Annotated in this window: 27 protein-coding genes; 20 read left to right on the top strand and 7 right to left on the bottom strand. The window is 73.1% G+C overall.

Going from position 1 to position 25257, the window contains the following annotated elements:
- Nucleotides 1-43: 43 nt before the first annotated feature.
- Together ACWEEU_RS06295 and ACWEEU_RS06290 are read right to left on the bottom strand one after the other, a co-directional pair.
- Complete coding sequence (locus tag ACWEEU_RS06295) at nt 44-757, bottom strand: TIGR03943 family putative permease subunit (protein WP_385741046.1); 714 nt, start codon at nt 755-757, stop codon at nt 44-46.
- Nucleotides 754-1770: a permease gene (locus ACWEEU_RS06290; protein WP_385741043.1), complete on the bottom strand. Its 1017-nt coding sequence runs from the start codon at nt 1768-1770 to the stop codon at nt 754-756. The genes ACWEEU_RS06295 and ACWEEU_RS06290 overlap by 4 nt, the downstream gene beginning before the upstream one ends.
- A 99-nt stretch (nt 1771-1869) precedes the next feature.
- Between ACWEEU_RS06290 and ACWEEU_RS06285 the strand changes: the two genes are divergently transcribed.
- The 7 genes from ACWEEU_RS06285 (at nt 1870) to ACWEEU_RS06255 (ending at nt 8557) form a co-directional block, all read left to right on the top strand.
- Nucleotides 1870-2481: a YqjF family protein gene (locus ACWEEU_RS06285; RefSeq protein WP_451729749.1), complete on the top strand. Its 612-nt coding sequence runs from the start codon at nt 1870-1872 to the stop codon at nt 2479-2481.
- Between the two features lie 216 nt (nt 2482-2697).
- Nucleotides 2698-3288, top strand: coding sequence for a toxin (locus ACWEEU_RS06280; RefSeq protein ID WP_451729119.1), 591 nt, complete (start codon nt 2698-2700; stop codon nt 3286-3288).
- Nucleotides 3285-4541, top strand: coding sequence for an MAB_1171c family putative transporter (locus tag ACWEEU_RS06275; RefSeq protein ID WP_451729115.1), 1257 nt, complete (start codon nt 3285-3287; stop codon nt 4539-4541). Before ACWEEU_RS06280 ends, ACWEEU_RS06275 begins: the two co-directional genes overlap by 4 nt.
- A complete protein-coding gene (locus ACWEEU_RS06270) occupies nt 4534-5931 on the top strand; it encodes an FAD-dependent oxidoreductase (protein WP_451729113.1) in 1398 nt (465 codons plus the stop codon). Before ACWEEU_RS06275 ends, ACWEEU_RS06270 begins: the two co-directional genes overlap by 8 nt.
- A 422-nt stretch (nt 5932-6353) precedes the next feature.
- Nucleotides 6354-7373 (top strand): CDP-alcohol phosphatidyltransferase family protein, encoded by a 1020-nt coding sequence (locus tag ACWEEU_RS06265; protein ID WP_385741029.1) that lies wholly within the window; start codon nt 6354-6356, stop codon nt 7371-7373.
- Nucleotides 7374-7453: 80 nt separating this feature from the next.
- The gene (locus tag ACWEEU_RS06260) at nt 7454-7801 is read left to right on the top strand and encodes a tetratricopeptide repeat protein (protein ID WP_385741026.1); all 348 of its coding nucleotides are present in this window, start codon (nt 7454-7456) and stop codon (nt 7799-7801) included.
- Nucleotides 7802-7912: 111 nt separating this feature from the next.
- Nucleotides 7913-8557, top strand: coding sequence for a peptide deformylase (locus tag ACWEEU_RS06255; protein ID WP_385741023.1), 645 nt, complete (start codon nt 7913-7915; stop codon nt 8555-8557).
- Between the two features lie 9 nt (nt 8558-8566).
- Here the strand turns inward: ACWEEU_RS06255 and ACWEEU_RS06250 are convergent, their stop codons facing one another.
- Nucleotides 8567-9997 (bottom strand): dihydrolipoyl dehydrogenase family protein, encoded by a 1431-nt coding sequence (locus tag ACWEEU_RS06250; protein WP_385741020.1) that lies wholly within the window; start codon nt 9995-9997, stop codon nt 8567-8569.
- A 193-nt stretch (nt 9998-10190) separates the two neighbouring features.
- Between ACWEEU_RS06250 and trxA the strand changes: the two genes are divergently transcribed.
- A complete protein-coding gene (gene trxA / locus ACWEEU_RS06245; RefSeq protein WP_385741017.1) occupies nt 10191-10571 on the top strand; it encodes a thioredoxin in 381 nt (126 codons plus the stop codon).
- A gap of 55 nt (nt 10572-10626) precedes the next feature.
- Here the strand turns inward: trxA and ACWEEU_RS06240 are convergent, their stop codons facing one another.
- Complete coding sequence (locus tag ACWEEU_RS06240; RefSeq protein ID WP_451729106.1) at nt 10627-11622, bottom strand: LacI family DNA-binding transcriptional regulator; 996 nt, start codon at nt 11620-11622, stop codon at nt 10627-10629.
- 174 nt (nt 11623-11796) lie between these two features.
- Between ACWEEU_RS06240 and ACWEEU_RS06235 the strand changes: the two genes are divergently transcribed.
- Complete coding sequence (locus ACWEEU_RS06235; RefSeq protein WP_451729103.1) at nt 11797-12474, top strand: TetR/AcrR family transcriptional regulator; 678 nt, start codon at nt 11797-11799, stop codon at nt 12472-12474.
- Between the two features lie 17 nt (nt 12475-12491).
- Entirely contained in the window at nt 12492-13643 is a 1152-nt protein-coding gene (locus ACWEEU_RS06230) for an FAD-dependent oxidoreductase (protein WP_385741008.1), read from the top strand.
- Between the two features lie 89 nt (nt 13644-13732).
- Here ACWEEU_RS06230 and ACWEEU_RS06225 read toward each other — a convergent pair whose 3' ends face one another.
- A complete protein-coding gene (locus tag ACWEEU_RS06225; protein WP_385741005.1) occupies nt 13733-14419 on the bottom strand; it encodes a TetR/AcrR family transcriptional regulator in 687 nt (228 codons plus the stop codon).
- Between the two features lie 105 nt (nt 14420-14524).
- Between ACWEEU_RS06225 and ACWEEU_RS06220 the strand changes: the two genes are divergently transcribed.
- From ACWEEU_RS06220 to ACWEEU_RS06200, 5 genes are all read left to right on the top strand, one after another.
- Nucleotides 14525-15088, top strand: coding sequence for an NAD(P)H-dependent oxidoreductase (locus ACWEEU_RS06220; RefSeq protein ID WP_385741002.1), 564 nt, complete (start codon nt 14525-14527; stop codon nt 15086-15088).
- Between the two features lie 232 nt (nt 15089-15320).
- Nucleotides 15321-16292, top strand: coding sequence for an alpha/beta hydrolase (locus tag ACWEEU_RS06215; protein WP_385741000.1), 972 nt, complete (start codon nt 15321-15323; stop codon nt 16290-16292).
- 41 nt (nt 16293-16333) lie between these two features.
- Nucleotides 16334-16552, top strand: coding sequence for a hypothetical protein (locus tag ACWEEU_RS06210; protein ID WP_018548531.1), 219 nt, complete (start codon nt 16334-16336; stop codon nt 16550-16552).
- 140 nt (nt 16553-16692) lie between these two features.
- A complete protein-coding gene (locus tag ACWEEU_RS06205) occupies nt 16693-18174 on the top strand; it encodes a flotillin family protein (RefSeq protein WP_451729097.1) in 1482 nt (493 codons plus the stop codon).
- Nucleotides 18175-18257: 83 nt separating this feature from the next.
- Nucleotides 18258-18704, top strand: coding sequence for a type II toxin-antitoxin system PemK/MazF family toxin (locus ACWEEU_RS06200; RefSeq protein ID WP_385740993.1), 447 nt, complete (start codon nt 18258-18260; stop codon nt 18702-18704).
- Here ACWEEU_RS06200 and ACWEEU_RS06195 read toward each other — a convergent pair.
- On the bottom strand, nt 18689-19555 hold the full coding sequence (locus ACWEEU_RS06195; RefSeq protein WP_451729093.1) for a TIGR02452 family protein: 867 nt from the start codon (nt 19553-19555) through the stop codon (nt 18689-18691). The genes ACWEEU_RS06200 and ACWEEU_RS06195 overlap by 16 nt on opposite strands.
- Before the next feature lie 290 nt (nt 19556-19845).
- On the opposite strand from ACWEEU_RS06195, the gene egtA reads away from it, so the two are divergent.
- From egtA to ACWEEU_RS06170, 5 genes are all read left to right on the top strand, one after another.
- Nucleotides 19846-21159 carry an ergothioneine biosynthesis glutamate--cysteine ligase EgtA gene (gene egtA / locus ACWEEU_RS06190; RefSeq protein ID WP_451729090.1) on the top strand — a complete coding sequence of 438 codons (1314 nt, stop codon included), beginning with the start codon at nt 19846-19848 and terminating at the stop codon, nt 21157-21159.
- The gene (gene egtB, locus ACWEEU_RS06185; protein WP_385740984.1) at nt 21156-22487 is read left to right on the top strand and encodes an ergothioneine biosynthesis protein EgtB; all 1332 of its coding nucleotides are present in this window, start codon (nt 21156-21158) and stop codon (nt 22485-22487) included. Before egtA ends, egtB begins: the two co-directional genes overlap by 4 nt.
- A complete protein-coding gene (egtC, locus tag ACWEEU_RS06180; RefSeq protein ID WP_451729086.1) occupies nt 22487-23275 on the top strand; it encodes an ergothioneine biosynthesis protein EgtC in 789 nt (262 codons plus the stop codon). The genes egtB and egtC overlap by 1 nt, the downstream gene beginning before the upstream one ends.
- Nucleotides 23272-24231, top strand: a complete 960-nt coding sequence (egtD, locus tag ACWEEU_RS06175) for an L-histidine N(alpha)-methyltransferase (RefSeq protein ID WP_385740978.1) — start codon at nt 23272-23274, stop codon at nt 24229-24231. The genes egtC and egtD overlap by 4 nt, the downstream gene beginning before the upstream one ends.
- 149 nt (nt 24232-24380) lie before the next feature.
- Nucleotides 24381-24596 carry a dodecin gene (locus ACWEEU_RS06170; RefSeq protein WP_385740975.1) on the top strand — a complete coding sequence of 72 codons (216 nt, stop codon included), beginning with the start codon at nt 24381-24383 and terminating at the stop codon, nt 24594-24596.
- A gap of 41 nt (nt 24597-24637) precedes the next feature.
- On the opposite strand, the gene ACWEEU_RS06165 is transcribed toward ACWEEU_RS06170, so the two are convergent.
- Entirely contained in the window at nt 24638-25132 is a 495-nt protein-coding gene (locus ACWEEU_RS06165; RefSeq protein WP_451729081.1) for a phosphatase domain-containing protein, read from the bottom strand.
- Between the last annotated feature and the right edge of the window lie 125 nt (nt 25133-25257).

The raw sequence follows: 25257 nt of genomic DNA, 5'->3' as shown, positions 1-25257 counted from the left end.
CCGCAGTATGACCCGGTCGTACGACCAGAGCCGTACGACCGGGTCAGCCGGGCAGCAGGGCGTCCATGTAGCTGTTGGTCGGGCGCCGGACCTTCTTCAAGGTGCGTACGTCCAGGGCGACTTCGGCGGAGGCGGTGCCGAGGTGGCCGTGCGGGTGCCAGCTGCCGGTGACGGTGACCCAGGTGTCGGGCTTCGGCGAAGGGTGGCCGTACATACGGACCTTGACCGACTGGGCGTCCGCTGCGCAGCAGTTGATGATGAGCCGGGTCAGGTCCCAGCCGTCGCCCTTGGCGGCGGGGGTGGCGAAGCCGGTCATCAGGACGGTGCGCTTCCCGATCGCCTTGGTGCGGTCCTGCCGCACCCGGTGGGTGAAGTCGCCGAGGGTGAGGGGCAGCGGGGAGGTCGCGGGGAGCGGGTCGAACGCCGCGTCGGAGGTGTCGGCGGCGGTCGCGCGGGGTGTCTCGCGGGCGGCGGTGTAGGCGCCGAGGGAGGGCGGGGCGTAGAGGAGGAGGCTCAGGGCGGGCAGGAAGAGGAGCCAGGCGACGCGCGGCGGCGGGTGTTCGCCCGCGTGCGGGGCGCTGCGGAACGCCGTCCACGCCTGGGTCGCCCCGAGGATCAGCAGGATGACGCCGGAGGCGATCAGGAGGGGCCGCATCCCCGCCTTGACGTACCGCAGATACAGGTCGGAGAAGAGGGCGGCCTGGAGCAGGCCGAGGCCGCTAAGAAGGAGCAGGGCCGCCTGGACGGGCCGTTTCACAGCAGTACTCCTCCGATCAGCGCGCTGCACAGGACGGCCACGATCACCGTGGCCGTGGAGAAGCGGAGCGCGAAGGCGCGCCCGAACGTGCCCGCCTGGAGGGCGATCAGCTTCAGGTCGACCATGGGCCCGACCACCATGAAGGTCAGCCGGGCGACCGGTGAGAAGCCGGTCAGCGACGCGGCCACGAAGGCGTCGGCCTCGGAGCAGACCGCGAGCAGCACGGCCAGTCCGGCGAGGAACGGCACCGCCAGCCACGCGGAGCCGGTGAACGCGTCGAGCAGGGAGGGCGGTACGGCGACGTTGAAGGTGGCCGCCGCGAGCGCGCCGACGACCAGGAAGCCGCCCGCGTGCAGGAAGTCGTGCTGGACGCCCGCGCGGAACTCCGCCCAGCGGCTGTGCCCGTGATGGTGTCCGGTGTGCCGGGAAGTGGGGCGCAGCCACTCCGACTTGCCCCGCCACAGCCACAGCCAGCCCATCAGGGCGGAGACGAGGAGCGAGGTCACCAGGCGCGCCGCCACCATCACCGGCTGCCCGGGGAAGGCCACGGCGGTGGCGGTCAGCACGACCGGGTTGACGGCGGGCGCGGAGAGCAGGAAGGCGAACGCGGCGGCGGGCTCGACCCCGCGCCCGATCAGGCTGTTGGCGACCGGCACCGACGCGCACTCGCAGCCGGGCAGCGCCACGCCCGCGATCCCGGCGACCGGCACCGCGAGGGCGGCTCGTCTCGGCAGCAGCCGGGTGAAGACGGAGGCCGGGACGAACGCGTTGATGGCCCCCGAAAGCGCGGTGCCGAGCAGCATGAACGGCGTCGCCTGGAGGACCACGGCGAGCGCGACGGTCCGCCACGCCTGGACGGCCGGCGCGTCACCCCACCGCCCGACGAGGAAGACCAGCGTGCCGGGCAGCACGGCCGCGCCCAGGAAGAGGAGGGGTTTGTTGCGCAGCGGGCCCGGTGCGGCGGGTTCCGGCGGCGCGGCTGTCTCCTGGACCCGTTCCTGCGTCTGCTGCATCCCGCCCCGACCCGTCAGCCATTCCTCATACGATCGGCTCAACATAGCGACCGAAGGTAAGACGTCTCACGCGCCGGTTTCCCCGGCTCCCGCCGGGCCCTGCTGCCCGAGGAGTTGACCGTCGACTGCTACGAGGGGACGGCCTGGGTGTCGCTCACCCCGCTCCTCATGACGGAGGTGCGCCTGCTGGGGATGCCCTCGGCTCTGCCCGCGCTCCCGGACTTCCCGCAGACCAATCTGCGCACCTACGTCCGGCACCGCGGCGGCCGGGACGGGCTGTGGCTGTTCTCCGTCGAGGTCGGCTGCCCGGCGCTGTGTGCGGCGCGCGCCATCGGGGCGCCGTACCACCCGGGGAGCGTGGAGCTGCGCAGGCACGGGGACACCGTCGTCTACGCCGGCTCGCGCCGGACCGGCGGCGTCTTCTATCGGCTGGTCGTCCGGCCCGGCGATCCCGTCGAGCCGACGGAGCGCGACCACTGGCTGGTCTCGCGCTGGCGGGCGTACACGCGCCGCGCGGGCCTGGTGTGGGCCAGCCCGGTGGAGCACGAGCCGTGGCCGTTGAACTCCGCGCGCGTCGAGGCGCTGGAGGAGAACCTGACGGCCGCGGCGGGCCTGCCCGCGCCGCTCGGCGAGCCCGTCGTGCACTACTCACGGCCGGTGCGGGACGTACGGCTGGGCGCGGCACGGCCGGTGTGGGGCGGCGGTCGCTGACCAGGCCGTGGCGACGGCGGATGCCGGCGGGTCCGGCGCCGAGGCGTGCCGTGGGGAGCCGGGGAACAGGCCGTCGTTGATCGGTGCACCGCCCCCGCATAGGCTGTCATGCGCACCACACGCGCGCACCGCACCTCACCCGCCGTCGCGAGGCGGCGCGCCCCCGCCGACACCTGTGGTCCGGATGGTCGGGTCCGACGAGGGAGACAACCGACGATGACCAGGGCGATGAAGTCACTGCTGGCCGGGCTGGTGGCCGAGGCGTCCAGGACGCTCACCCCGCCGGCCGAGCCGCGCGTGGTCATGGGCGCGTTCTGCGCGGCCATGAGCAAGCGTCGCGGGCGTCCGATCGACCTCGTCTTCCGGTCCTTCCCCGAGGACGTCCCGGCGTCCGGGCTGCGGCTCGACTGCGGCGACCGGTCCATCGTCGTGGTGGAGGAACGCACCCCGCCGGAGTCCCAACTCGTCATCCTCGGACATGAGTTGTGGCACGAGGAACAGGGCGAGCACGGGCACCGCGCCGCCGGTTCCCTCGATCCCGCGCGGGCAGCCGAGGCCGTACGACGGACGGCCGCGCGGATCCTCGCCGCGCGCGAGGTCCCCCGCGAGACGCTGCCCGCCGTCGCCGCCCGCGCCGGATCGGCCGACCGGCACGAGCGGGACGCGGAGACGTTCGGGCTGCTCTTCGGACGGGAGTTACGGACCTGGATACCCGGCCGCTACGCCCGGGGCCCGGTCAACTCCGCGACCCTGGAGGGCCGGATCAGGCTGTCCCTCCTCAACCGGGGCGGACAGTTGCCGAGATGACCCCGACGGTCCCCCATCTCCCTTACGCCCTGCCCGCCGTGCTCCTGGCGCTGGCGCTGGCGCTGAAGACCCCGACGTTCGTCCGCGCCTGGAAGGACCCGGACGTCCGCGCGACGACGCTGCTCCTGCTGCAGGGTGTCGCCGTGTTCGTCTCGGTCTCCCCGGCCGGCATCCACGGGATCAACACCGCGACCGGCGTGCCCAACATCGCGGCGCCCTGGGTGTATTCGCTGCTGACCGCGTTCTGCGGCTCCTGCCTGGCGATGGTCGTCACCTGGCGGGACGAACCGTCCCCGCGCCGCAGCCGTGCCATCCGACGCATCTGGCTGATCTACACCGGGACCGTCGTCGCGCTGTGGATCACCTTCCTGCTCGCGGACGTGCCGTCCGAACGCGTCCACGACCTGGACACCTACTACGCCTGCGAACCCTGGATGCGCTGGCACATCCTGCTCTATCTCCTCGCGCACATGGTGTCCGCGCTCGTCGCCGCCTACCTGATCCGGACCTGGCTCTCCCGGGTGCGCGACACCTGGCTCAAGGCCGGACTGGTGTTCCTCCAGGCCGGCTACGCCTTCGGGCTGGTCTTCGACATCGCGAAGTTCGCCGCCGTGGGGGCGCGCTGGACCGGCACCGACTGGGACTGGCTGTCGACCCGGCTGGCACCGCCCTTCGCGATCCTGGACGCCACCCTGGTCGGGATCGGGTTCATCGTGCCGCAGGCCGGACCGTTCCTGGAGAAGTGGACCCGCGACCGGATCAGCTTCCACCGGCTGCGCGCGCTGGAGTCCGCCCTGCGCACGGTCGGACCGTCCACCGCCCCGGCCCGCGTCGGACGCCTCGCGCCCCTCGACCTCAGACTGCTCCAGCGCCGCCAGCGCATCCACGACGGACTGCTCCGCCTCGCGCCCCTCCTCGACGAGGACGTGTGGCACCGGTCGTACGACGCGGCGCGCGGCGCCGGGCACGACGAGCGGACGGCACTGGGCGTCGCCGGTGCGGTCACGGTGCGGGCGGCGCTCGCGGCGGCGCGCACCCCGGCCTCGCGCGCCCCGGAGGGCCGGGGAGCCGAATCCGCGCGCCCCACCGACCCCAAGCGCCCCACCGACCCCGCGCGCCCCACGGACCCCGTGCGGATCGGTGGCGACGAGGACGAGATCGAGGCCATCTCCCGTGTGTTCCACCGCGCACGGATCATCGACCCCGTCCGCCGACGGGTGATTCCCGAAGAAAGCATGAGCACCCATGTCTGACGTTCCCCGGCCCACCGCTGTCGTCATCGGCGCCGGTATCAGCGGCCTTCTCACGGCGGCGGCACTCGCCGAGCACACCGACGTGACCGTCGTCGAGCGGGACATCCTGCCCGCGGGGCCCGCGCCGCGCCGGGGCGTTCCCCAGGCGCGCCACGCGCATCTGGTCTGGTCGGGCGGGGTGCTGGCGTTCCGGGAGCTGCTGCCGGGGTTCGTGGAGGATCTGGTCGAGCGGGGGGCGCGACTGGTGCCCATCATGGGCGAGATGGTCTCCCGCGCCCCCAACGAGGTCTGGTTCCGCCGCTTCACGGCCACCCATCACCGCAACCTGGTGTGTTCGCGGGACCTGTTGGACGCCGCACTGCGTGATCGCGTCCTCGCCGACCCGCGTCTGACGTTGCGTCAAGGCACCTCGGTCCTCGGTCTCGTGGGAGAGGCGGCACGTGTCAACGGCGTCCGCGTGCGCACGGAGGGGCAGGACGGCGAGGAGACGCTGGCCGCCGATCTGGTGGTCGACGCCTCGGGCCGGGGCTCCCGGGCTCCGCACTGGCTGAGGGAGTTGGGGCTCCCCGAGGTCGCGGAGCGCGAGGTGAACGCCGGGGTCGCCTACGCCACGCGGCTGTACCGCGCCCCCGCCGCGACACTGGACATCCCCTTCCCGCTCGTCAACGTCCAGGCCAACCCGGCCAAGTCCCCCGGGCGCGGCGGCATCATCCTGCCCGTCGAGGACGGCCGCTGGATCGTCACGCTCTCCGGCACCCGAGGCGGTGAACCCACCGCCGATCCGGACGAGTTCGCGGAGTTCGCCTTGCGGCTGGGTGACCCGGTCATCGGGGAGCTGATCCGCGACGCCGAGCCGCTCGGGGAGATCGTCACCACGCGCAGCACGGCCAACCGGCGCCGCTACTTCGAGAAGCTGCGCGAGTGGCCCGACGGTTTCACGGTGACCGGGGACGCCGTGGCGGGCTACAACCCCGTCTACGGGCACGGCATCACGGTGGCCGCCCAGAGCGCCCTCGCGCTCGGCGCGCTGATCGGCGCCCACGGTCTCGCCCGCCCCGGCACCGGACGGCGGCTCCAGCGGACGGTGTCCCGCCCGGTCGCCGCCGCGTGGGAGCTGGCGATCGGGCAGGACGTGTTCTACCCGGGCGCGAGCGACCGCCCGCCGAACCGCGCCGAGCGCGCCCTGGCGGCCTTCGTGGACCGTGCCGTCGCCACCGGCGCCCGCAATCCGCGCGCCCTCGGGGCGCTCCTCGACGTGATGAGCCTGGAGAAGCCCGCGACCCGTCTCTTCTCCCTCGACATGCTGGTACCGATGCTGTTCGGACCCCGGCGGCCGTTCCTCACGGAGGCTCCGCTGACCGAGGAGGAGCGCAAGTCCGCCACCGGCTGAAGCCTTGTGTGAGCATCGTCACGTAGCTGTTTTTCGGCTCCGCGGGTACCGCGCGGGCGCCCGCACGCGGGCGCCACCGCCCTGAAACGCGTCACGGCGACCTGGCCCGATTTCGCGCCGACGGCCGAAACGCACGCCCGGCGGGCCGGTCGGGCGGGGTGGATCGCTACCCTCCGCACACCGCCGCGCACCTCAGCGTCAGGGTTGTACGGGACCCGGAAAATGTTTTGTGCGCCCCGCGACGGTTGCATTCCATTCAATAACGCTTGGATAACGGCAGCGTCGTAGAAGAAATCCACAGACAAGCGCGATGAGTACGACTCTTACCGTCCTCACAAGGTTGCACGCATCGGAACTTGTTCCTTGGATGAACGGACTCTTAGCTTGAGGTGATCTTCATACGAACCTAAGGAAGCTTCACCATGCGATCCCCGCACCGTGACATTCCGCCCCTCGCCGAGGTGCGACGCATCACCCAGAAGAAGCGCGACGCCTGGTGGACGGTGCTGCTCGTCGACCCGGTCGCGACGCCTCTGGTGCGGTTCACCGCGATGCGTACCAGGATCACGCCGAACCAGATCACCTGGGGCGCGCTCCTGCTCGGCCTCGGGGCGGCGGCCTGTTTCGCCCAGGGCTCGTGGCACTGGCTCATCGCGGGAGCGCTCGTCTATCACCTGAGTTTCATCCTCGACTGCATGGACGGAAAGGTGGCCCGCCTCACGGGTCAGGGTTCCGTCTTCGGCGCGTGGCTGGACTACATATTCGACCGCATACGGGTAATGGCCTGCGCGGTCGCGCTGATGGCAGGCCAGTATCAGCGCACGGGCGAGATCCTCTACATCTGGCTCGCCGTCGTCGTGGTCTTTCTCGACGGTCTCCGGTACATCAACTCGCTGGAGATCTTCAAGACCCGCTACACCATGCGCAAGCAGATCAAGACGCGCCTGAAGGCGGCGCGCCGCGCGGAGAACGCCGCGCGCGTGGCGTTCATGGAGGACCTGCTCCGCGAGAACCCCGAGGCGGACATCGAGCAGGACCTCGGCAAGGCCGCGGCCGCCGGTGAGGTCTCCGGCGCGGACGAGGTCCTCGCGAACGCGGAGGGCATCGAGGGAGCCGACGGCGAGACCGCCGCGCCGAAGGCTCCCCGGCCGGTCATCGACCTGCACCAGGAGTTCCGTCACCGCTTCCCCGTCTACCTGCGGGTCCGCTCCTTCCTGCTGCGTCACCGCATCCGCACCCACGTGATCAGCGGTATCGAGTTCCAGATGGGCGTCTTCATCGTCGGCCCGCTCCTCGACGCGACCGCCGAGGTGACCATCGCCGCGGGCGCGCTGCTGATGATCTTCGAGCTGGCCATCGTCTACAAGCTGCTGCTGTCGACGCGCGACTTCACCCGCACCATCGACTCCTTCCAGCGCGAGGAGCTGACCACCGCCTCCTGAACGAGGCACCCGGCCCCACGGCCAATGTAGTGGAATATTCAACAACCCCGGTGGGTTCTACCCGGCGAAGGAGGTCACCAGTGGACACCACGTACTACGACCACGGCACCCTCGCCGAGCGCTGGGAGCGGGCGGGAATGTTCTTCGACGCCAAGGACTACGCGCGCGCCGCGCAGGTCCTCACCGGCCTGGTCGAGGAGGTGCCGGAGCAGACCGCGCCCCGGCTGCTGCTGGCCCGCGCCTACTACCACTCCGCGCAGCTCGGCCGAGCGGAGGCGGAGCTGCGGACCATCGTGGAGCGCGACCCGGTGGAGCACTACGCCCGTCTGATGCTGGGCCGCACGCTCGAGCGCCAGTCGCGGAACGCGGAGGCGGAGCCCCACCTGCGGATCGCGTCCGCGCTGGCGGGCGAGTTCCCGCAGGAGTGAGCCGCGGGCGAAGCCCCGCGTGACAGCGGAACAGCACGTTTTTCCAGGCCCGGCGGGGGTGTTGTCGCCCACGCCGGGCCGACGTGTGCGCCGCCGTGGCATCCTGACCCGATGTCACTCCCCAGCGATCACCCGCCGTTGGCCGAGCGGGTCGAGGAACTCCTCGCCGCCGACGGCCCGTTGCCCATCGTCACGGCCGGTCACCCGGTCCTGCGCCGCCCCGCCGAGCCGTACGAGGGACAGCTCGGCCCCGCCCTCCTGGAGCGCTTCGTCGCCGCGCTGCGCGTCACCATGCACGCCGCTCCCGGCGTCGGCCTCGCCGCGCCCCAGGTGGGCGTCCCCCTGCGGATCGCGGTGGCCGAGGACCCGGCGACGGTGCCCGAGGAGGTCGCGGCGGCCCGGGGCCGGACGCCGCTGCCGTTCCGGGTGCTGGTCAATCCGTCGTACGAGGCCGCCGGTTTCGACCTCGCCGCGTTCTACGAGGGCTGCCTCAGCGTGCCCGGCTATCAGGCGGTCGTGGCCCGGCACGCGCGGGTACGGCTGCGCGGGCAGGACGAGCAGGGCCGGGCGCTGGACGAGGAGCTGTCCGGATGGCCCGCCCGGATCGTGCAGCACGAGACGGACCACCTGAACGGCACCCTCTATCTGGACCGCGCCGAGCTGCGCTCACTGTCCACCAACGAGGCGGCAGCGGTCCTGTGGGCCGAGCCGTCGCCCGGGACCGCGGCGAAGGTGCTCGGCTTCGAACTCCCCTGACCGGCGAGGTCAGTTGTCGCGGTACGCCTCCAGCAGCCGCAGCCACACCTCGCCGAGCGTCGGGAACGCCGGGACGACGTGCCAGAGCCGGCCGACCGGGATACGGCCGGCGACGGCCATCGTCCCGGAGTGCACCAGCTCGCCCGCGCCGGGGCCGACGAAGGTGACGCCCCGCAGGATGTCCTCCTCCAGGTCGACCACCATGCGGGCACGGCCGGTGTAGTCGTCGCCGAAGAGCGAGGCGCCCGCGACGGAGCCGAAGTCGACGTCGACCGCGCGGACGCGGTGACCCGCCTCCTCCGCCTCGGCGAGGGAGAGGCCGACGGAGGCGACCTCGGGGTCGGTGAAGACGACCTGGGGCACGGCGTAGTGGTCGGCGGTGGCCGCGTGCGCGCCCCAGGGCTCGTCCTGGAGCGGGACGCCCGCCGCGCGGGCCGCGATGGCGGCGCCCGCGATCCGGGCCTGGTACTTCCCCTGGTGGGTGAGGAGGGCACGCGCGTTGACGTCGCCGGCCGCGTACAGCCACTCGGAGTCCGGCAGGCGCAGGGTGTCGTCCACCTCCAGCCAGGTGCCGGGTTCCAGGTCCACGGTGTCGAGCCCGATGTCGTCGGTCTGCGGGGCGCGGCCGGTGGCGAAGAGGATCTCGTCGGCCTCGATGCGCTCGCCGCCGTCGGTGACGGCCACGACCTTGCCGTTCTCCCGCGTGACGGACGCGACGGACGTGCCGGTGCGAAGGTCGACGCCCGCCTCGGTGAGGGCCTTGGCGACCAGTTCCCCGGCGAAGGGCTCCATGCGTCCGAGGAGTCCCTCGCCCCGGACCAGCAGCGTGACCCGGGAGCCGAGGGCCTGCCAGGCGGTGGCCATCTCGGTGGCGACGACTCCCCCGCCGACGACGATCAGCCGGCCGGGCGCCTGCTGGGCGCTGGTGGCCTCGCGGCTGGTCCACGGCCGGACCTCGTCCAGCCCGGGCAGTCCCGGGAGCTTGGCGCGGGTGCCGGTGGCCACGACGACCGCGTGGCGGGCGGTGAGCGTGGTGACCGTACCGTCCGCGGCGGTCACGGTGACCTTGCGTGGCCCGGCGAGGCGGCCCTGGCCCCGGTAGAGGTCGACCCCGGCGCCCTCCAGCCAGCTCACCTGGCCGTCGTCCTTCCAGTGCGAGGCGAATCCGTCCCGGCGGGCGAGCACGGCGGGCGCGTCCAGTGGCCCTCTCACCGACTCGGCCAGACCGGGCAGGCGTCGGGCGTCGGCCTGGGCGATGACCGGCCTGAGCAGCGCCTTGCTCGGCATACAGGCCCAGTACGAGCATTCGCCGCCGACGAGTTCGCTCTCCACCACGGCGGTGGACAGACCGGCCACGCGGGTCCGGTCGGCAACGTTCTCCCCCACGGGTCCGGCCCCGAGCACCACGACGTCGTACGCGATGGCTTCCGTTTCCGTCATGGGCCCCAGTGTGGTGGGTGGCGGGCGCGGGGGCCACACGGTAGGCGCGCGAGTCGGAGGCGTGCGGGCGGGGATCGGGCCGGTACGGGTGCGGTTTCTGGGGGTACGGGTGAGATGTGCGCCGGAATAGCCGGACCGGAGGGCGTGTTTGTGCCGAGGGCAGCACCCCCACACCAGGAAGAGGGACGATGCCATGAGCGGCAACACCGTGGAGCTGACCAAGGAGAACTTCGACCAGACGGTGCAGGACAACGAGTTCGTCCTCATCGACTTCTGGGCGGACTGGTGCGGCCCCTGCAAGCAGTTCGCGCCCGTCTACGACAAGGCCGCGCAGGAGAACCCCGACCTGGTGTTCGCCAAGGTGGACACCGAGGCCCAGCCGGAGCTGGCGCAGGCGTTCGGCATCCAGTCGATCCCGACGCTGATGATCGTCCGGGACCAGGTGGCGATCTACGCCCAGCCGGGCGCGCTGCCCGAGCCGGCCCTCACCGACGTCATCGACCAGGCCCGCAAGCTGGACATGGACGAGGTGCGCAAGAACATCGCCGAGCAGGAGGGGCAGGACCAGCAGTAGGCCCTGTCAGCACCGGTCACCGCGAAGGGAGTCGGCCGGCCCCGCCTGGTGCGGGTCAGCTCGAGTCGCGGTGGATGAGTGAGGCGTCCAGGACCGCGCGGACCCCGGGTTCCCGCCCGGGGTCGCGTACGACGCCGTCCACGAACGCGGCCAGCTCGCGCCCCGAGGGCACGTCCAGGCGGACGGTGCTGAGCCGGGGGCGCAGCAGCCGGCCGAGCATGAGGTCCCCCGCGCCGACGACGGCCACGTCGCCGGGGACGCGCAGTCCCGCGTCCTGAAGCGCCCGCATCAGGAGCATCGCGTACTCGTCGTCGTAGGCGAACACCGCGTCCAGCCCGGGCCATCCGGCCGCGACCCGGGCCGCGGCCGCCTCGGTGTAGGCCAGCGGGAGTTCGGTGACGGTGGCGTCCGTGCCGCGCAGCGCCTCGCGTACGCCCGCCAGGCGCGGGTGGGAGAACGCGTCCAGGCCGCGCTCCTCCGGGACGACCACCCCGACACGCCGCCTTCCTCGCTCGTACAGATGCGCGCCCGCACGCCGGCCGACCACCGCGTGGTCCATGAGCAGGGTGTGCGCTCCCTGGACGCGGCCGGGGCCGAGGGTCACCACGGCGCGGGCACCGGCGCGCTTGAGGAGCGCGACGCCCTGCGGGCCGGGTCCGGGGCCGGGGATCAGGACGGCGACGGGGCGTAACTCGGCCCAGGCGCGGGCGGCTTCGTCGCCGTGGCGGCCGAGGGCGCCGTACTGGACGACGGTGTAGTCGAGGCGGCCGAGGGCGGACTGGAGTTCGCCGAGGTGGCGGCTGTGGAGCGGGCCGACCGGGACGGCGGGGGCGGGCATCACGACCATGCGGCTGTGCCCGGCGCGCAGCGTGCGGGCGGCCGCGTGCGGGACGTAGCCGAGTTCGCGGGCGGCCTCGTGCACCCGGCGGCGCGTCGGCTCGCTGATACGGACGGCGCCGGTGTCGTTGAGGACGTAGGACACGGTCGCGCGGGAGACCCCGGCCAGGCGGGCGACGTCGGCGCTCGTGGGCGTGTTCGGTATCTGCACCATGACGCAACGCATCCTGGCAGAGCCGCCGGGAGCCGCTCCGGGCGGGGCGAGGTCGTACAGAACCGGACGAGAAGCGAGGCGCCAGGACGGGATGTACGCGAATTCCTTCGCCGTTCCACGAACACGTTCGCTACGAACTTGTTCGTGACGAACATGTTCGTTACGCTGCGGTCCATGCCCGCTTCTCCCCAGGACTACCCCCGTTCCCGCCGTGAGCGCCCCGCGAAGCCCGCGCTCAGCCGTGAGGTCATCGTCGCGACCGCCGTGGCCGTGATGCGTGCCGAAGGGCTGCGCAAGGTGACCATGCGGCGGCTGGCGCGGGAGCTGGACACGGGCCCCGCCTCGCTGTACGTCTACGTGCGCAACACCGACGAGCTGCACGCCGCCGTCCTGGACGAACTGCTCGGCACCGTCCCCCCGGCACCGGCCGAGGGCACCTGGCGGGAGCGTCTCGAGCATGTGCTCGTCGCCTGCACCGGGATGCTCCTCGCCCACCCGGAGCTGGCCCGCGCGGCGATCACCGCCCGGCCGCGCGGCCCGCACTACCTGAATCTGATCGAGACCCTGCTCGCCCTGCTCGACGAGGGCGGGGTGCCGCGCGCACAGGCCGCCTGGGGTGTCGATCTGCTGCTCCAGCACGCCGTCGCGACCGCCGCCGAACACGCCGGGGGCGACGACCCCGCGGAGTGGGAGGAGCTGATCGGCGTCCTGCGCCGGGCGGCCGACGACCCCACCCGGCCGCACATCGCGGCGGCCGCCCACGTCCTGCTCTCCGGCACGCCCGAGCACCGCCTGTCGTGGGCCTTCCAGACCCTGATCAACGGCATCGAGCGCACCGCCGTACCCGAGTGAGCCCCCAGGAGGCCGCCATGACCGCATCCGCTCCCGTACCCCACCACCCGATCGCCGTCGTCGGCGCCGGGCTCGGCGGGCTCACGCTCGCCCGGGTGCTGCACACCCGCGGCGTCGAGGCCGCCCTGTTCGACCTCGACGCCTCGCCCGAGGCCCGCACACAGGGCGGGATGCTCGACATCCACGACGACTCCGGCCAGAAGGCACTGCGCGCGGCCGGTCTGCACGACGCGTTCCTCGCCCGCGTCCACCGGGGCGGCGAGGCGACCCGCGTCCTGGACCGGCTCGCCCGTGTGCACCACGACGCACCGGACGACGGCGAGGGCGGCCGCCCCGAGATCGACCGGGGCGACCTGCGCGACCTGCTGCTCGGCTCGCTGCCCCGGGACACGGTCCGCTGGGGCGCGAAGGTGACCGGCGCGCGGCCGCTCGGCGACGGGCGGCACGAGGTCACGCTCGCTGACGGCGGCGCGTTCACCACCGACCTGCTGGTCGGCGCGGACGGCGCCTGGTCCCGGATACGCCCGCTGGTCTCGGACGCGGCGCCCGCCTACACCGGGATGTCCTTCGTCGAGGCGGACCTGCCCTCGGCGGACGAACGGCACCCGGTGAGCGCCGGGGTGGTCGGCGGCGGGATGCTGTTCGCGCTGGGCGCGGGGCGCGCGTTCCTCGCGCACCGCGAGACGGACGGCGGTCTGCACGTCTACGCGGCGGTCGAGGCGCCCGAGGACTGGCTCGACGGCATCGACTTCACGGACACCGAGGCCGCCAAGGCAGCGGTGCTGAAGGAGTTCGACGGCTGGGACGACACCCTCAAGGCGCTGGTCGCGGACGCGGAGGGCGCGCTGGTGCCGCGCCGCATCCACGCGCTGCCCGTCGGCCTGCGCTGGGAACGCGTCCCCGGGATCACCCTGCTCGGCGACGCCGCCCATCTGATGTCGCCGTTCGCCGGCGAGGGCGCCAACCTCGCCCTCCTGGACGGCGCCGAACTGGGCCTCGCGCTCGCCGCCCACCCCGGCGACACGGAAGCCGCGCTCGCCGCCTACGAGACGGAGATGTTCCGGCGGGCGGAAGCCTCCGCGGCCGACTCCGCACAGCAGGGACGGCTCCTGTTCCGCGAGGACTCCGCTCAGGTGCTGACGGCGATGTTCACGGGGGCGGAGGAGTAGGCGGGTCTCCGCCGGGTCTCCGTGACCGGGGGGCACGGTGGCCCGGGTGCGCCGTCGGCGGCGTCGGCGCCGGCGTCGTTCGGGACCGCTCAGAGTCCGCCGGAGGCACCCGTCAGCCGGTCCACCAGGTCCAGCCAGCCCTTCTCCAGCCGTTCCATCGGCATCCCGCACTGGCGGGTCAGATGGTGGATGAGGGCGGGGTCGAGGTAGGCGAGGAGCGGCTGGGCGAGCAGTTCGCAGTCGGCGTCGGGGACGAGCCTGCGCAGCAGCATCGTGACGTGGGCGCGCAGCGCCTGCGCCGAGGGGTGCTTGTAGCGGCGGCCGGGGTCCGGCTGGGCCGCCAGTTGCAGGTCGAGCTGCTCGGCCGAGCGGTAGAGGACCGCCACGCCGAAGGCGCGCAGCCGCTCCAGGGGCGGAGCGCCCGGGCCGAGCGGGGGCGGTCCGGCGAGGAAGTCCTCCTGGAGCGTGCGCGCGGAGTGGTCGAGCAGCGCGGTCAGCAGTCCGGTGCGGTCGCCGAAGCGGCGGAACACGGTGCCCTTGCCGACCTGGGCCGCCGCCGCCACGGCCTCCATGGTCACTCCGGCCGCTCCGTGCTCCGCGATCAGCCGGGAGGCCGCCTCCAGCAGGCGTGCCCGGTTGCGGGCCGCGTCGGCGCGCAGGCACGGCTCGTCGCCGGCCGGGGCGGGGCCCACCTCCAGCAACTGGGGTGCGTCGACGGGCTCCTCGGGCTGGGGACAAGGCGGCAGAGCGCTGGACATGAAGACAGCGTAAAGCATGGGGAACAAAACTGGACCCCGGTCCGGTTATGGTGGTAGAAACTTAAACGGACCCCGGTCCGGATCGTTTCAAGCGTGTTTCAGCCACCCCCTTGGAGTACTCCCATGTCCGTACGCATCCTCGCGCTCGTCGGCAGCCTCCGCGCCGGTTCGCACAACCGCCAGCTCGCCGAGGCGGCCGCCAAGCTCGCCCCCGAGGGCGCCGAGGTCGAGATCTTCGAGGGCCTCGCCGACGTCCCGTTCTACAACGAGGACCTGGACGTCGAGGGCCAGGTGCCGGCCGCCGCCGCCAAGCTGCGCGAGGCCGCCCAGAACGCCGACGCGTTCCTGCTCTTCGCCCCCGAGTACAACGGCACCATCCCCGCCGTCCTGAAGAACGCCATCGACTGGCTGTCCCGCCCGTACGGCGCCGGCGCCTTCACCGGCAAGCCCGTCGCCGTCATCGGCACCGCCTTCGGCCAGTACGGCGGCGTGTGGGCCCAGGACGACGCCCGCAAGGCCGTGGGCATCGCCGGCGGCAAGGTCATCGAGGACATCAAGCTCTCGATCCCCGGCTCCGTGACCCGCTTCGCCGAGACCCACCCGGTCGACGACGCCGAGGTCGCCGCGCAGCTCACCGAGGTCGTCACGCGCCTGCACGGCAGCGCGGGCGAGATCCTGGCCGCCTGAGCCACAGCAGTCCCGCAGGGGGCCGGAGCCGTGCAGGCTCCGGCCCCCTTTCGTGCCACTCGAAGCCGTCCACGCTGTCCCGGGACCGTACGCGCTGTTCCGGCGCCGTACCCGAGCCGCACCCCGGGCCGCCTCAGAGGTCCGTGCCGCCCCCGGCTCGTCCGGCAGGCGCGAAACGGCGGACCATGGGCAGACGGAGCCACATCCCGTCGCGCGAGCCTGAGGAGATGCCATGCGTCCGGAGCCGCCCCCGTTCGACCCGGAACTCGCCCCCGCGCTCGAACCGTTCAAGGACGCCCCGCCCCTGACCCCGGACGGGATCGCCGCCGCGCGGGAGACGGTCGACGCGCTGCCTCCCGAACTCATGGACGTCACGCTGGGCGGCGTCTTCACGGCGGAGGACCGCGCGGTGCCGGGGCCGGAGGGGGCGCCGGACGTCTCCCTGCTGATCTGCCGCCCCGCCGACGCCGCTCCCGGCACCCGGCTGCCGGTGATCTACCACGTCCACGGCGGCGGCATGATCCTGGGCAACAACCGGGCCGGGGTGGACGCCCCGCTGCACTGGGCCCGCGATCTCGGCGGCGCGGTGGTGGTCTCCGTGGAGTACCGGCTCGCGCCCGAACACCCCTACCCGGCACCGGTGGAGGACGTGTACGCCGGGTTCCTGTGGACCGCGCGGCACGCCCAGGCCCTCGGCGGCGACCCGGACCGGATCGTCCTCGCGGGCGCCAGCGCGGGCGGCGGTCTCACGGCGGCGCTCGCGCTGCTGCTGCGCGATCTCCAAGGCCCGCGGGTCCTCGGTCAGTTGCTGATGTACCCGATGCTGGACGACCGCAACGACACGGGCTCCAGCCACCAGATGGCCGGGGTCGACGTGTGGGACCGCTCCGCCAACGAGACCGGCTGGTCGGCGCTGCTCGGCGAGCGCCGGGGCGGCCCGGACGTCCCCCCGTACGCCGCCCCGGCCCGCGCGAGCGACCTCACCGGACTGCCCCCGGCCTTCCTCGACGTGGGCTCGGCGGAGACCTTCCGGGACGAGGTCGTGACCTACGCCTCGCGCATCTGGAGCTGCGGGGGCGTGGCCGAACTGCACGTCTGGCCGGGCGGTTTCCACGGCTTCGACGGTCTCGCGCCGCGCACCGCGCTGTCCTGCGCGGCCCGCGCGGCCCGATTCGACTGGCTGCGGCGCCTGTTGGGCCGGTAGGCCCGGGCCGGAGCCAGGCTCTCCGCGCTTACCCTGTGCGCATGGGCGATGCGTCGATGGTCGGGCTGATGGGGCGGGTGACCGGGACGGTGGGCCCGGGGCTGGTGGGCGAGGTGATCGTCCGGGTGCGCGGCGGCGCCGAGCACTTCCTCGCGTACGCGGCCGACAACGGCGTCCGGATCGAGCCCGGCACGGTCGTCATGGTGGTGGAACATTTGCCGCCACGCACGGTCTACGTCACGCCCGCGTACGACGGTTGAGCGCGCCCCGTCCCAGGTGAGAGCCTTGTTCGTCAAGATTGCGACAAGGCTTGGCCGGGGTCTTCTCCCCGCACCCGCGCAGGTGCACACTCCCTTCGTCCGGTGCCGTCGAGGGCACCAAGTCAAGGGGGCGTTTGCCGATGATCGTCGGCGTCGTTGCGGGGGTGGCGGTTGCCGCCGTCCTCGTACTCATCGGTCTGTTCAAGATGATGTGGCGGGTCGCGGAACCCAACGAGGCCCTCATCATCTCGGGGTCCAGGCACCGCACCGAGGGTGTCGGGGAGGGCATGGGCTTCCGCATCGTCACGGGGCGCGGCACGCTCGTGCTGCCCGGTGTCCAGGCGGTGCGCAAGCTCTCGCTGGATCTGAACGAGACCGAGTTGCACGTGGACTGCGTGACCCAGCAGGGCATCCCGCTGAAGGTGCGGGGCGTGGTCATCTTCAAGGTGGGCGACGACTACGTGTCGGTCGCCAACGCGGCCCGGCGTTTCCTGGATCAGCAGAAGCTGATGTCGGAGCGGGTGCACAACGTCTTCGCCGGTCATCTCCGCTCCATCGTGGGCGGGTTGACGGTCGAGGACATGATCCGTGACCGGGAGAAGCTGACCGGTCAGACGCGGGCCGCCTGCGGGACGGAGATGGAGAAGCTGGGTCTGATCGTGGACTCGCTCCAGATCCACGAGATCGAGGACCCGACCGGGTACATCCAGAACCTGGCGATGCCGCACGCCGCCGCCGTGCAGCGGGACGCGCGCATCGCACAGGCGGAGGCCAACCGGCTGGCCACCGAGGCCGAGCAGCAGTCGTACGCCCGGATGGCCGAGGCCACCCGGGACAGCGAGATCCTGCAGGCCGGCTACCAGGCCGAGCGGGACAAGGCGGCTGCGAAGGCCCGGCAGGCCGGGCCGCTCGCGGACGCGGCCGCGCGCCAGGAGGTCGTGGTCCAGGAGACCCGGGTCGCGGAGCTGGAGGCCAACCGCCGCGAGCAGCAGCTCCAGGCGGACGTCCGCAAGCCCGCGGACGCCAAGGCGTACGAGAAGCGGACGCTGGCCGAGGCCGAGCGCGACGCGCGGATCTCGGCCGCCCAGGCCAAGGCGAAGGAGACGGAGCTGGCCGCCGCCGCCGAGGCGACCCGGGTCAAGACCGCCGCCGGAGCCGAGGCCGAGGCCACCAAGAGCCGGGGTGCCGCCACCGCGTCGGCCACCCGCGCGACCGGTGAGGCCGAGGCCGCCGCGGCGCAGGCGAAGGGTCTCGCGGAGGCCGAGGCCGCCCGGGCCAAGGGTCTCGCCGAGGCGGAGGCCATCAAGGCGCGGGCCGCGGCCCTGGCGGAGAACCAGGAGGCGGTCGTCGCCCAGCAACTGGCCGAGAAGTGGCCGGAGATCGTGCGGGCGGGCGCGGACGCGTTCGGCAACGTCGACAACATGGTGCTGCTCAACGGCGCCGACGGCATGGGTGAGTTGTTCGCCAAGGCGCTCACCATGGGCGGCACGGGCCTGGGTCTCGCCCGTCAACTCCTCTCCGCGATGGACCACAAGAACCAGGAGCCGGGAGCCGGTTCACCCTCGGTCAACGGGGTGAGCGCGACACGGATTCCGGTGGAGACGGACAAGGGGGACAACTGACCGACAGGCGGCGGCCGTAGCCCTCCATGGGCGTGAACGGCCGCCGCCTTTCGCGTTGTTGCAGTTCGGCTAGGGTGCGTGGCGTGAGCACGTTCATCGATGACAACGTTCCCGGCCGTCACGGCCCCCACGCCACCACCGAGGCCGACCCGCGCGAGATCGGCCAGGTGCGCACCGAGTACTCCCCCGCCCACGACGGCGACCCCGATCCCGGTGAGATCGTCTGGACCTGGGTGCCGTTCGAGGAGAACGACGGCCGGGGCAAGGACCGCCCCGTGCTGGTCGTCGCGCGGGAGGCGGCCGGCACCTTCCTCGCCGTACAGCTCTCCAGCAAGCGGCACGACAACCACCGCGACTGGGTGGCGATAGGCCAGGGCCCCTGGGACCGCACGGACCGCGACTCCTGGGTGGCCGTCGACCGGGTGCTGCGGCTGCACGAGGACGGGATGCGCCGCGAGGCGTGCGCTCTGGACCGGATGCGGTTCAACCTGGTCCGCCGGCGGCTGTACGAGCGCTACGGCTGGACCTGAGCCACCGCGGGTGACGGTCCGGGGCGCGTCTCGGCGGCGAAGACCCGCGCGAAGGCGCTCCGTACCGTGGCCCCGGCGGTGCGGTCCAGGACGCCGAACACCACGTGGTCGAAGGTCCCGGCGAACCGGCCGCCGGTCACGAGCAGGGAGCGGAAGGCGCGGGCCACCTGCTCCGGGTCGTTCTGGAAGACCCCGCAGCCCCATGCGCCGAGCACCAGGTGCCGGTAGCCGTGGGCGGCGGCGGTCTCCAGGACCCGTTCGGCCCGCACCGCGAGGGCGGCCGGGATCTCGCCGGTCCGCTCGGGGGCCCGGCGCCGGATCACGCCCGCGTTCGGGGCGGGCGAGGTGAGGAAACCGGCCGCGTACGGCTCGGCCAGCAGGCGCCCCCGGTCGTCGCGGAAGACCGGCACCGCCGGGCTGTGGATCACCCGGTCGGAGTAGAAGGGGTCACGGTCCGCCCGGTGGTGCTCGTAGTACTCCCGCGCCCGGAGCAGACAGGTGTACAGCGCGGAGGCGCGGCACAGTGCCTCCTCCTGCGCCTGGGCGCCGTTGAGATAGCCGCCGCCGGGATTGCGGGCGGAGGCGAAGTTGAGGACGGCCACCGACGCTCCCGCACCGGTCAGCCGCCGGGCCGCCTCCAGGCTGCTCTCGCCCGTGACCTCGAAGAACGTGTCGCTCCGCGCCGCCCGTGACGGCACCTCGACCGGCTGGGGGCCATACAGCCGCGTACCGGCGCGGGCCGTCTCGATCAGGTCCGCGAGCGGCACCGTCCGGCCGTCCGGCAGCGTGTACTCCCCCTCGGTGACGATCCGCTCGGTCTCCGTCGCCACACCGCGCAGGCGGGCGCTCACGGCGCCACCCCCGTACGCGCCGTGACCGCCGCCCGCGCGGCCTCCCCCGTCGTGCTCATACGGTCATCCTGAGCGATGCTGTTCCCGCGGTGCAACGGAGTTTCCGGGGCACCGCGGCCCGAGAACCGGACGGGAGGAAACGCGCGAGGAAGCGGAGATGACCGATCCCGAACGTCCCGCAGGGCACCCTTGTGCGATTCGGTTCGAGGGTCTTGGGTGGGACGAGGCCCGTCCGGCACACCGGAGGCCGGGCAGGCGGCATGGTGGAATCCCAACAGGAGAATCCCGACATGTCTGACTCGCTGAGCGACTGCGGTGACTGTACGGATCACCGCACCGCGATCACCGAAGCCGAGGTCGACGCCCTGATCAAGGGCATCTGCTTCAAGACCGGTCCGCCCCGCACCCTCGGGGTGGAGGTGGAGTGGCTGGTCATGGACCCGAGCCGTCCCCGCCACCCGGTCCCGTCCGAACGCCTCGAATCCCTCTACGCCACCCTTCGTCCCGTCCCCCTGCGCTCGGCGCTCACCGTCGAGCCCGGTGGCCAGCTGGAGCTGAGTTCACCGCCCGCCGGCTCGCTCATGGAGTGCGTCGGCACCGTGTCCGCCGATCTCGACACCGTCCGCGCGGTCCTCGCCGACGACGGTCTCGCCCTGGTCGGCCTGGGCCATCACCCCTGGCACACCCCCTCCCGCTTTCTGCGCGAGGCGCGCTACGACGCCATGGAGGCATGTCTGGACCGCACCGGCCCCGCCGGGCGGCACATGATGCGTGCCTCGGCGTCCGTGCAGGTCTGCGTGGACGCCGGGTACGAGGAGCCGGGGCCGCTGGGCCACGAGCAGCGCTGGTGGCTGGCGCACCGGCTCGGACCGGTCCTGGTCGCCGCGTTCGCCAACTCCCCGTTGGTGGACGGGCGTCCGAGCGGCCACCGGTCCGTGCGCCAGTCGTACTGGGCGGGCATCGGACCCGGCCGCGCCGGTGCCCCCTCGACCGACGGGGAACCGCGCGCCGACTGGGCCCGGCACGTGCTGGACTCCCCCGTCATGTGCGTCCGCCGGGACGACGGCCCCTGGGAGGTGCCCGAGAACCTGACCTTCCGCGAGTGGACCCGCTCGCGGGCCCCGCGTCCGCCCACCCGGGCGGACCTCGACTACCACCTGACCACCCTGTTCCCGCCGGTCAGGCCACGCGGTCATCTGGAGCTGCGCATGATCGACGCGCAGCCGGGGGACGACGGCTGGATCGTGCCGCTCGCGGTGACGGCGGCGCTCTTCGACGACCCGGAGGCCGCCGAGGCGGCGCACCGGGCGGTGAAGCCGCTGACCGAACGCGCCCTCGACCTGCCCGCGCCGCACAACCCGCTGTGGGCGGACGCGGCCCGGCTCGGCCTCGCCGATCCGGGGCTGCGCGAGGCGGCCGTCGCCTGCTTCACGGCGGCGCTGCGGGCCCTGCCCCGGCTCGGCGCCGAGCCGGAGGTCGTGGCCGCCGTCGCCGGGTATCTGGACCGCTACGTCGCCCGGGGCCGCTGCCCGGCCGACGACCTGCTGGACGGCTCGGGCGGACCGGACCGTCCGGCCCACGGGAGGAAGGACACGCGCTCATGACCGCCCAGGAAGCCGGTACGTCCGAGGCGGGGCCGGAGACGCTGCGCGCCCGCGCGCTCGCCTCGCTGGTCACCGCCCGCGCCCGCACCACGCTGCTGACCACCTGTGTCGAGGACCCCGACCTGACCGCCCAGGTCTCGCCGCTGATGTCCCCGCTGGTGTGGGACCTCGCCCACATCGGCAACCAGGAGGAGCTGTGGCTGCTGCGGGCGGTCGGCGGCCGGGAGGCGATGCGGCCGGAGATCGACGGCCTGTACGACGCCTTCGAGCATCCGCGCTCGGAGCGTCCCTCGCTGCCGCTGCTGGCACCCGAGGAGGCGCGCGCGTACGCGGCCGAAGTACGCGGCCGGGTCCTCGACCTGCTGGAGGGCGCGGACTTCGAGGGCGACCGGCTGACCGAGTCGGGCTTCGCCTTCGGCATGATCGCGCAGCACGAACAGCAGCACGACGAAACCATGCTGATCACCCATCAGCTCCGCACGGGGCCCCCGTCGCTGACCGCCCCCGACCCGGACCCGGTGCCGCCCTTCGGGGGTCCGGCCGAAGTCCTCGTCCCCGGCGGCCCGTTCACCATGGGCACCTCCACCGAGCCCTGGGCGCTGGACAACGAACGCCCGGCGCACACCCGCGAGGTGGACCCCTTCTGGATCGACACCACTCCGGTGACCAACGGGGCGTACCGGGCGTTCGTCGAGGACGGCGGCTACGACACCGAGCGCTGGTGGAGCCCGCAGGGCTGGGCGCACATCCGGCAGCACTCGATCGAAGCCCCGCTGTACTGGCACCGGGACGCCGGGCAGTGGCTCAGGCGCCGCTTCGGCGTCACCGAGCCGGTGCCGCCGGACGAGCCGGTGCTGCACGTGTCCTGGTACGAGGCGGACGCGTACGCCCGCTGGGCCGGGCGGCGGCTGCCCACCGAGGCCGAGTGGGAGAAGGCGGCCCGGCACGACCCGGCCACCGACCGCTCCCGGCGCTTCCCCTGGGGCGACGCCGACCCGACGGCCGGGCACGCCAACCTGGGCCAGCGCCATCTGCGGCCCGCACCCGCCGGAAGCTATCCGGCCGGTGAATCACCTTACGGCGTAAGGCAGTTGATAGGTGACGTGTGGGAGTGGACGTCGAGCGACTTCCTGCCGTACCCGGGCTTCACGGTGTTCCCGTACAAGGAGTACTCGGAGGTGTTCTTCGGCCCGGAGTACAAGGTGCTGCGCGGCGGCTCGTTCGCGGTGGGGCAGGTGGCCTGCCGGGGCACGTTCCGCAACTGGGACTACCCGATCCGCCGGCAGATCTTCTCCGGGTTCCGCACCGCCCGCTCGGAGTCGGCCTGATGTGCCGTCATCTCGCTTATCTAGGGACCGAGTTGCCGCTCGACGCGCTGCTGGTGGAGCCCGCGCACGGCCTGTACCGGCAGGCGTGGGCTCCGCGGCGGCAGCGCAACGGGACGGTGAACGCCGACGGTTTCGGGGTGGGCTGGTACCCGGCGGACGATCCGGTGCCGGCCCGCTATCGCCGGGCCGGGCCCATCTGGGCCGACCCGTCCTTCGCCGACCTCGCGCGGGTGATCCGCGCGGGGGCGGTGCTGGCGGCCGTGCGGGACGCGACGCTGGCGGGCGCGGACGGCGAGGCCGCGGCGGCGCCGTTCGCGGCCGGGCGGTGGCTTTTCAGCCACAACGGCGCGGTGGCCGGCTGGCCGGACTCGGCCGCCCCGCTGGTGCCGACGCTGCCTCCGGTGGACCTGCTGGCGATGGAGGCGCGCACCGACTCGGCGTTCGTCTGGGCGCTGGTGCTGCACCGGTTGCGCGGCGGCGCCGAACCGGGAGCCGCCCTCGGCGCAACGGTTCGCCAGGTCGCGGAGGCCGCCCCCGCCTCCCGGCTGAACCTGCTGCTGACCGACGGCTCCACGATCGCGGCCACCGCGTGGGGCGACAGCCTCTGGTACCGCACCGGTCCCGGTGACGCGGTGACCGTCGCCTCCGAACCGTACGACGACGACCCCCACTGGCGGGAGGTCCCCGACCGCACCGTGCTCACCGCGAGCCGGGCCACCGGAGTGCAGCTCGCTCCGGTCGGGAACCCCATGTCCTCCCCCACTCCACCGAAGGAGCCCTGTACGTGAGCCTGCACGTCACCCGCACCCTCCCCGAGGACGCCACCGGCGCCGCGCTGCGCGCCGACGTCGTGGACGGCCTGACCCGGACCCCCAAGTCGCTGCCGCCGAAGTGGTTCTACGACACGCGCGGCAGCGAACTCTTCGAGCTGATCACCGACTTGCCGGAGTACTACCCGACGCGGGCCGAGCGGGAGATCCTGCGCGACCGCTCGGAGGAGATCGCTGCCGCGAGTTCCGCGCGGACCCTGGTCGAACTCGGCTCCGGCTCCTCGGAGAAGACCCGGCACCTGATCGACGCGCTCACCTCCCTGGAGGCGTACGTGCCGGTCGACGTGAGCGAGTCCGCGCTCCTCGGGGCCGGGCAGGCGCTCACCGCGGAGCGCCCGGATCTCGCGGTCCACGCGCTGATCGCGGACTTCACCGCCCCGCTGGAGCTGCCGGACACCCCCGGGCCGCGCCTGGTCGCCTTCCTCGGCGGAACCATCGGCAATCTGCTGCCCGAGGAACGCGCCGAGTTCCTGGCCGCCGTGCGCGCGCTGCTCGCGCCCGGCGACGCGCTGCTGCTCGGCACCGACCTGGTCAAGGACGAGCGTGTGCTGCGGCTCGCCTACGACGACGTCGCCGGGATCACGGCTGCGTTCAACAAGAACGTGCTGGCCGTGCTCGACCGTGAACTGGGCGCCGACTTCGACCTCGACGCCTTCGACCACGTGGCCGTGTGGGACGCGCAGCACGAGTGGATCGAGATGCGGCTGCGCTCGCGCACCGCGCAGACTGTCAAGCTGCCCGGGGTCAACATGGTCGTGGACTTCGCGGCCGGTGAGGACCTGCGCACCGAGGTGTCGGCCAAGTTCCGCCCCGAGGGCGTCACCGCGGAGCTGGCCGCCGCGGGGCTGGAGCTGACCCACTGGTGGACGGACGCCAAGGACCGCTTCGCACTGTCACTCAGCGTGGCCCGCTGACGGGCCCGGTCCCTCGCCCTCCCGTGCCCGGCGGGCGACGCCTCGCGCGCCGGGCACGGATACGGCACGGTGGAAACGGCGTGACGGACCGGTCGCGCCGGACGTGAGGCACGCCCCCACGGCCTCACGGCGGAGAGGAGCACCCCCGCATGTCGAACCACACCTACCGGGTCACCGAGATCGTCGGCACCTCCCACGAGAGCGTCGACCAGGCCATCCGCAACGGCGTCGCCCGCGCCGACCAGACGCTGCGCAACCTGGACTGGTTCGAGGTCACCCAGGTACGCGGCCGGCTGGAGAACGGGCGGATCGAGGACTACCAGGTGTGCATGAAGGTCGGCTTCCGCCTGGAGGAGACGAGCTGAGCCGACGCCCTGCCCGTCCCGCCGGCATCGGGCCACGTCCCTCAGGTACGTCCCTCGCGCTCCTGTGCCGCCTCCAGGGCGGCCGAGTGCTCGGCCCAGCGGGCCCGCAGGACGGTGAATCCGGCGCGCTCGGCGTCGTCGCAGACGAGTTCGTCGTCGTCCACGAGGACGCGTACGGTCCCCTTCCGGGCGAGACGGCGCAGGATCTCCAGCTTGGCGACCCGGGCGGGCCGGCGGTCGCCGTCGCGGCGCATGTGCACGGCGCCCTCGGGCAGTCCGTGCGTGGCGAGCCAGTCGGCCGTGTCGGCCCGGCAGCGCTCGGGCCGGCCGGTCAGGTAGACGATCTCGCAGTCGCGGGCCGACCGGTGCACGAGCGCGACGCCCTCGGCGAGCGGGGGGTCGGCGGGAGCGGCGGCGAAGAAGCCGTCCCAGTCGCGTGGGCGCCGCTCCAGGAAGTGCTGGCGGTGCGCCGTCGCGGCGAGGGTGTTGTCGAGATCGAAGACGGCCACGGGCCGCTTGTTGCTGGTCTCTGCCACGCCGTCAACCCTAGGGCCTGTCTGACGATTCTCGTCTGCCGCGCGACGCCATGCACGCACTCTCGCCGCGAGGCGCCGAGTTCGCCCTCGGGGTCGGCGGCGATGACGTCGGTGAGCGGACCGCG

Source organism: Streptomyces sp. NPDC005004 (assembly GCF_053600675.1).
This window is presented reverse-complemented; position numbering and strand designations above follow the sequence as displayed.

What these genes read in the sequence shown, in the direction of transcription:
- ACWEEU_RS06265 (WP_385741029.1), top strand. Translation starts at nt 6,354, where the DNA reads ATGCGATCCCCGCACCGTGACATTCCGCCCCTCGCCGAGGTGCGACGC.
- ACWEEU_RS06240 (WP_451729106.1), bottom strand. Translation starts at nt 11,622, where the DNA reads ATGGTGCAGATACCGAACACGCCCACGAGCGCCGACGTCGCCCGCCTG.
- egtA (WP_451729090.1), top strand. Translation starts at nt 19,846, where the DNA reads ATGTCTGACTCGCTGAGCGACTGCGGTGACTGTACGGATCACCGCACC.
- ACWEEU_RS06215 (WP_385741000.1), top strand. Translation starts at nt 15,321, where the DNA reads ATGCGTCCGGAGCCGCCCCCGTTCGACCCGGAACTCGCCCCCGCGCTC.
- ACWEEU_RS06210 (WP_018548531.1), top strand. Translation starts at nt 16,334, where the DNA reads ATGGGCGATGCGTCGATGGTCGGGCTGATGGGGCGGGTGACCGGGACG.
- ACWEEU_RS06255 (WP_385741023.1), top strand. Translation starts at nt 7,913, where the DNA reads ATGTCACTCCCCAGCGATCACCCGCCGTTGGCCGAGCGGGTCGAGGAA.
- egtC (WP_451729086.1), top strand. Translation starts at nt 22,487, where the DNA reads ATGTGCCGTCATCTCGCTTATCTAGGGACCGAGTTGCCGCTCGACGCG.
- ACWEEU_RS06280 (WP_451729119.1), top strand. Translation starts at nt 2,698, where the DNA reads ATGACCAGGGCGATGAAGTCACTGCTGGCCGGGCTGGTGGCCGAGGCG.
- ACWEEU_RS06250 (WP_385741020.1), bottom strand. Translation starts at nt 9,997, where the DNA reads ATGACGGAAACGGAAGCCATCGCGTACGACGTCGTGGTGCTCGGGGCC.
- trxA (WP_385741017.1), top strand. Translation starts at nt 10,191, where the DNA reads ATGAGCGGCAACACCGTGGAGCTGACCAAGGAGAACTTCGACCAGACG.
- ACWEEU_RS06205 (WP_451729097.1), top strand. Translation starts at nt 16,693, where the DNA reads ATGATCGTCGGCGTCGTTGCGGGGGTGGCGGTTGCCGCCGTCCTCGTA.
- ACWEEU_RS06170 (WP_385740975.1), top strand. Translation starts at nt 24,381, where the DNA reads ATGTCGAACCACACCTACCGGGTCACCGAGATCGTCGGCACCTCCCAC.
- ACWEEU_RS06270 (WP_451729113.1), top strand. Translation starts at nt 4,534, where the DNA reads ATGTCTGACGTTCCCCGGCCCACCGCTGTCGTCATCGGCGCCGGTATC.
- ACWEEU_RS06225 (WP_385741005.1), bottom strand. Translation starts at nt 14,419, where the DNA reads ATGCTTTACGCTGTCTTCATGTCCAGCGCTCTGCCGCCTTGTCCCCAG.
- ACWEEU_RS06235 (WP_451729103.1), top strand. Translation starts at nt 11,797, where the DNA reads ATGCCCGCTTCTCCCCAGGACTACCCCCGTTCCCGCCGTGAGCGCCCC.
- ACWEEU_RS06230 (WP_385741008.1), top strand. Translation starts at nt 12,492, where the DNA reads ATGACCGCATCCGCTCCCGTACCCCACCACCCGATCGCCGTCGTCGGC.
- ACWEEU_RS06275 (WP_451729115.1), top strand. Translation starts at nt 3,285, where the DNA reads ATGACCCCGACGGTCCCCCATCTCCCTTACGCCCTGCCCGCCGTGCTC.
- ACWEEU_RS06290 (WP_385741043.1), bottom strand. Translation starts at nt 1,770, where the DNA reads ATGCAGCAGACGCAGGAACGGGTCCAGGAGACAGCCGCGCCGCCGGAA.
- ACWEEU_RS06220 (WP_385741002.1), top strand. Translation starts at nt 14,525, where the DNA reads ATGTCCGTACGCATCCTCGCGCTCGTCGGCAGCCTCCGCGCCGGTTCG.
- egtB (WP_385740984.1), top strand. Translation starts at nt 21,156, where the DNA reads ATGACCGCCCAGGAAGCCGGTACGTCCGAGGCGGGGCCGGAGACGCTG.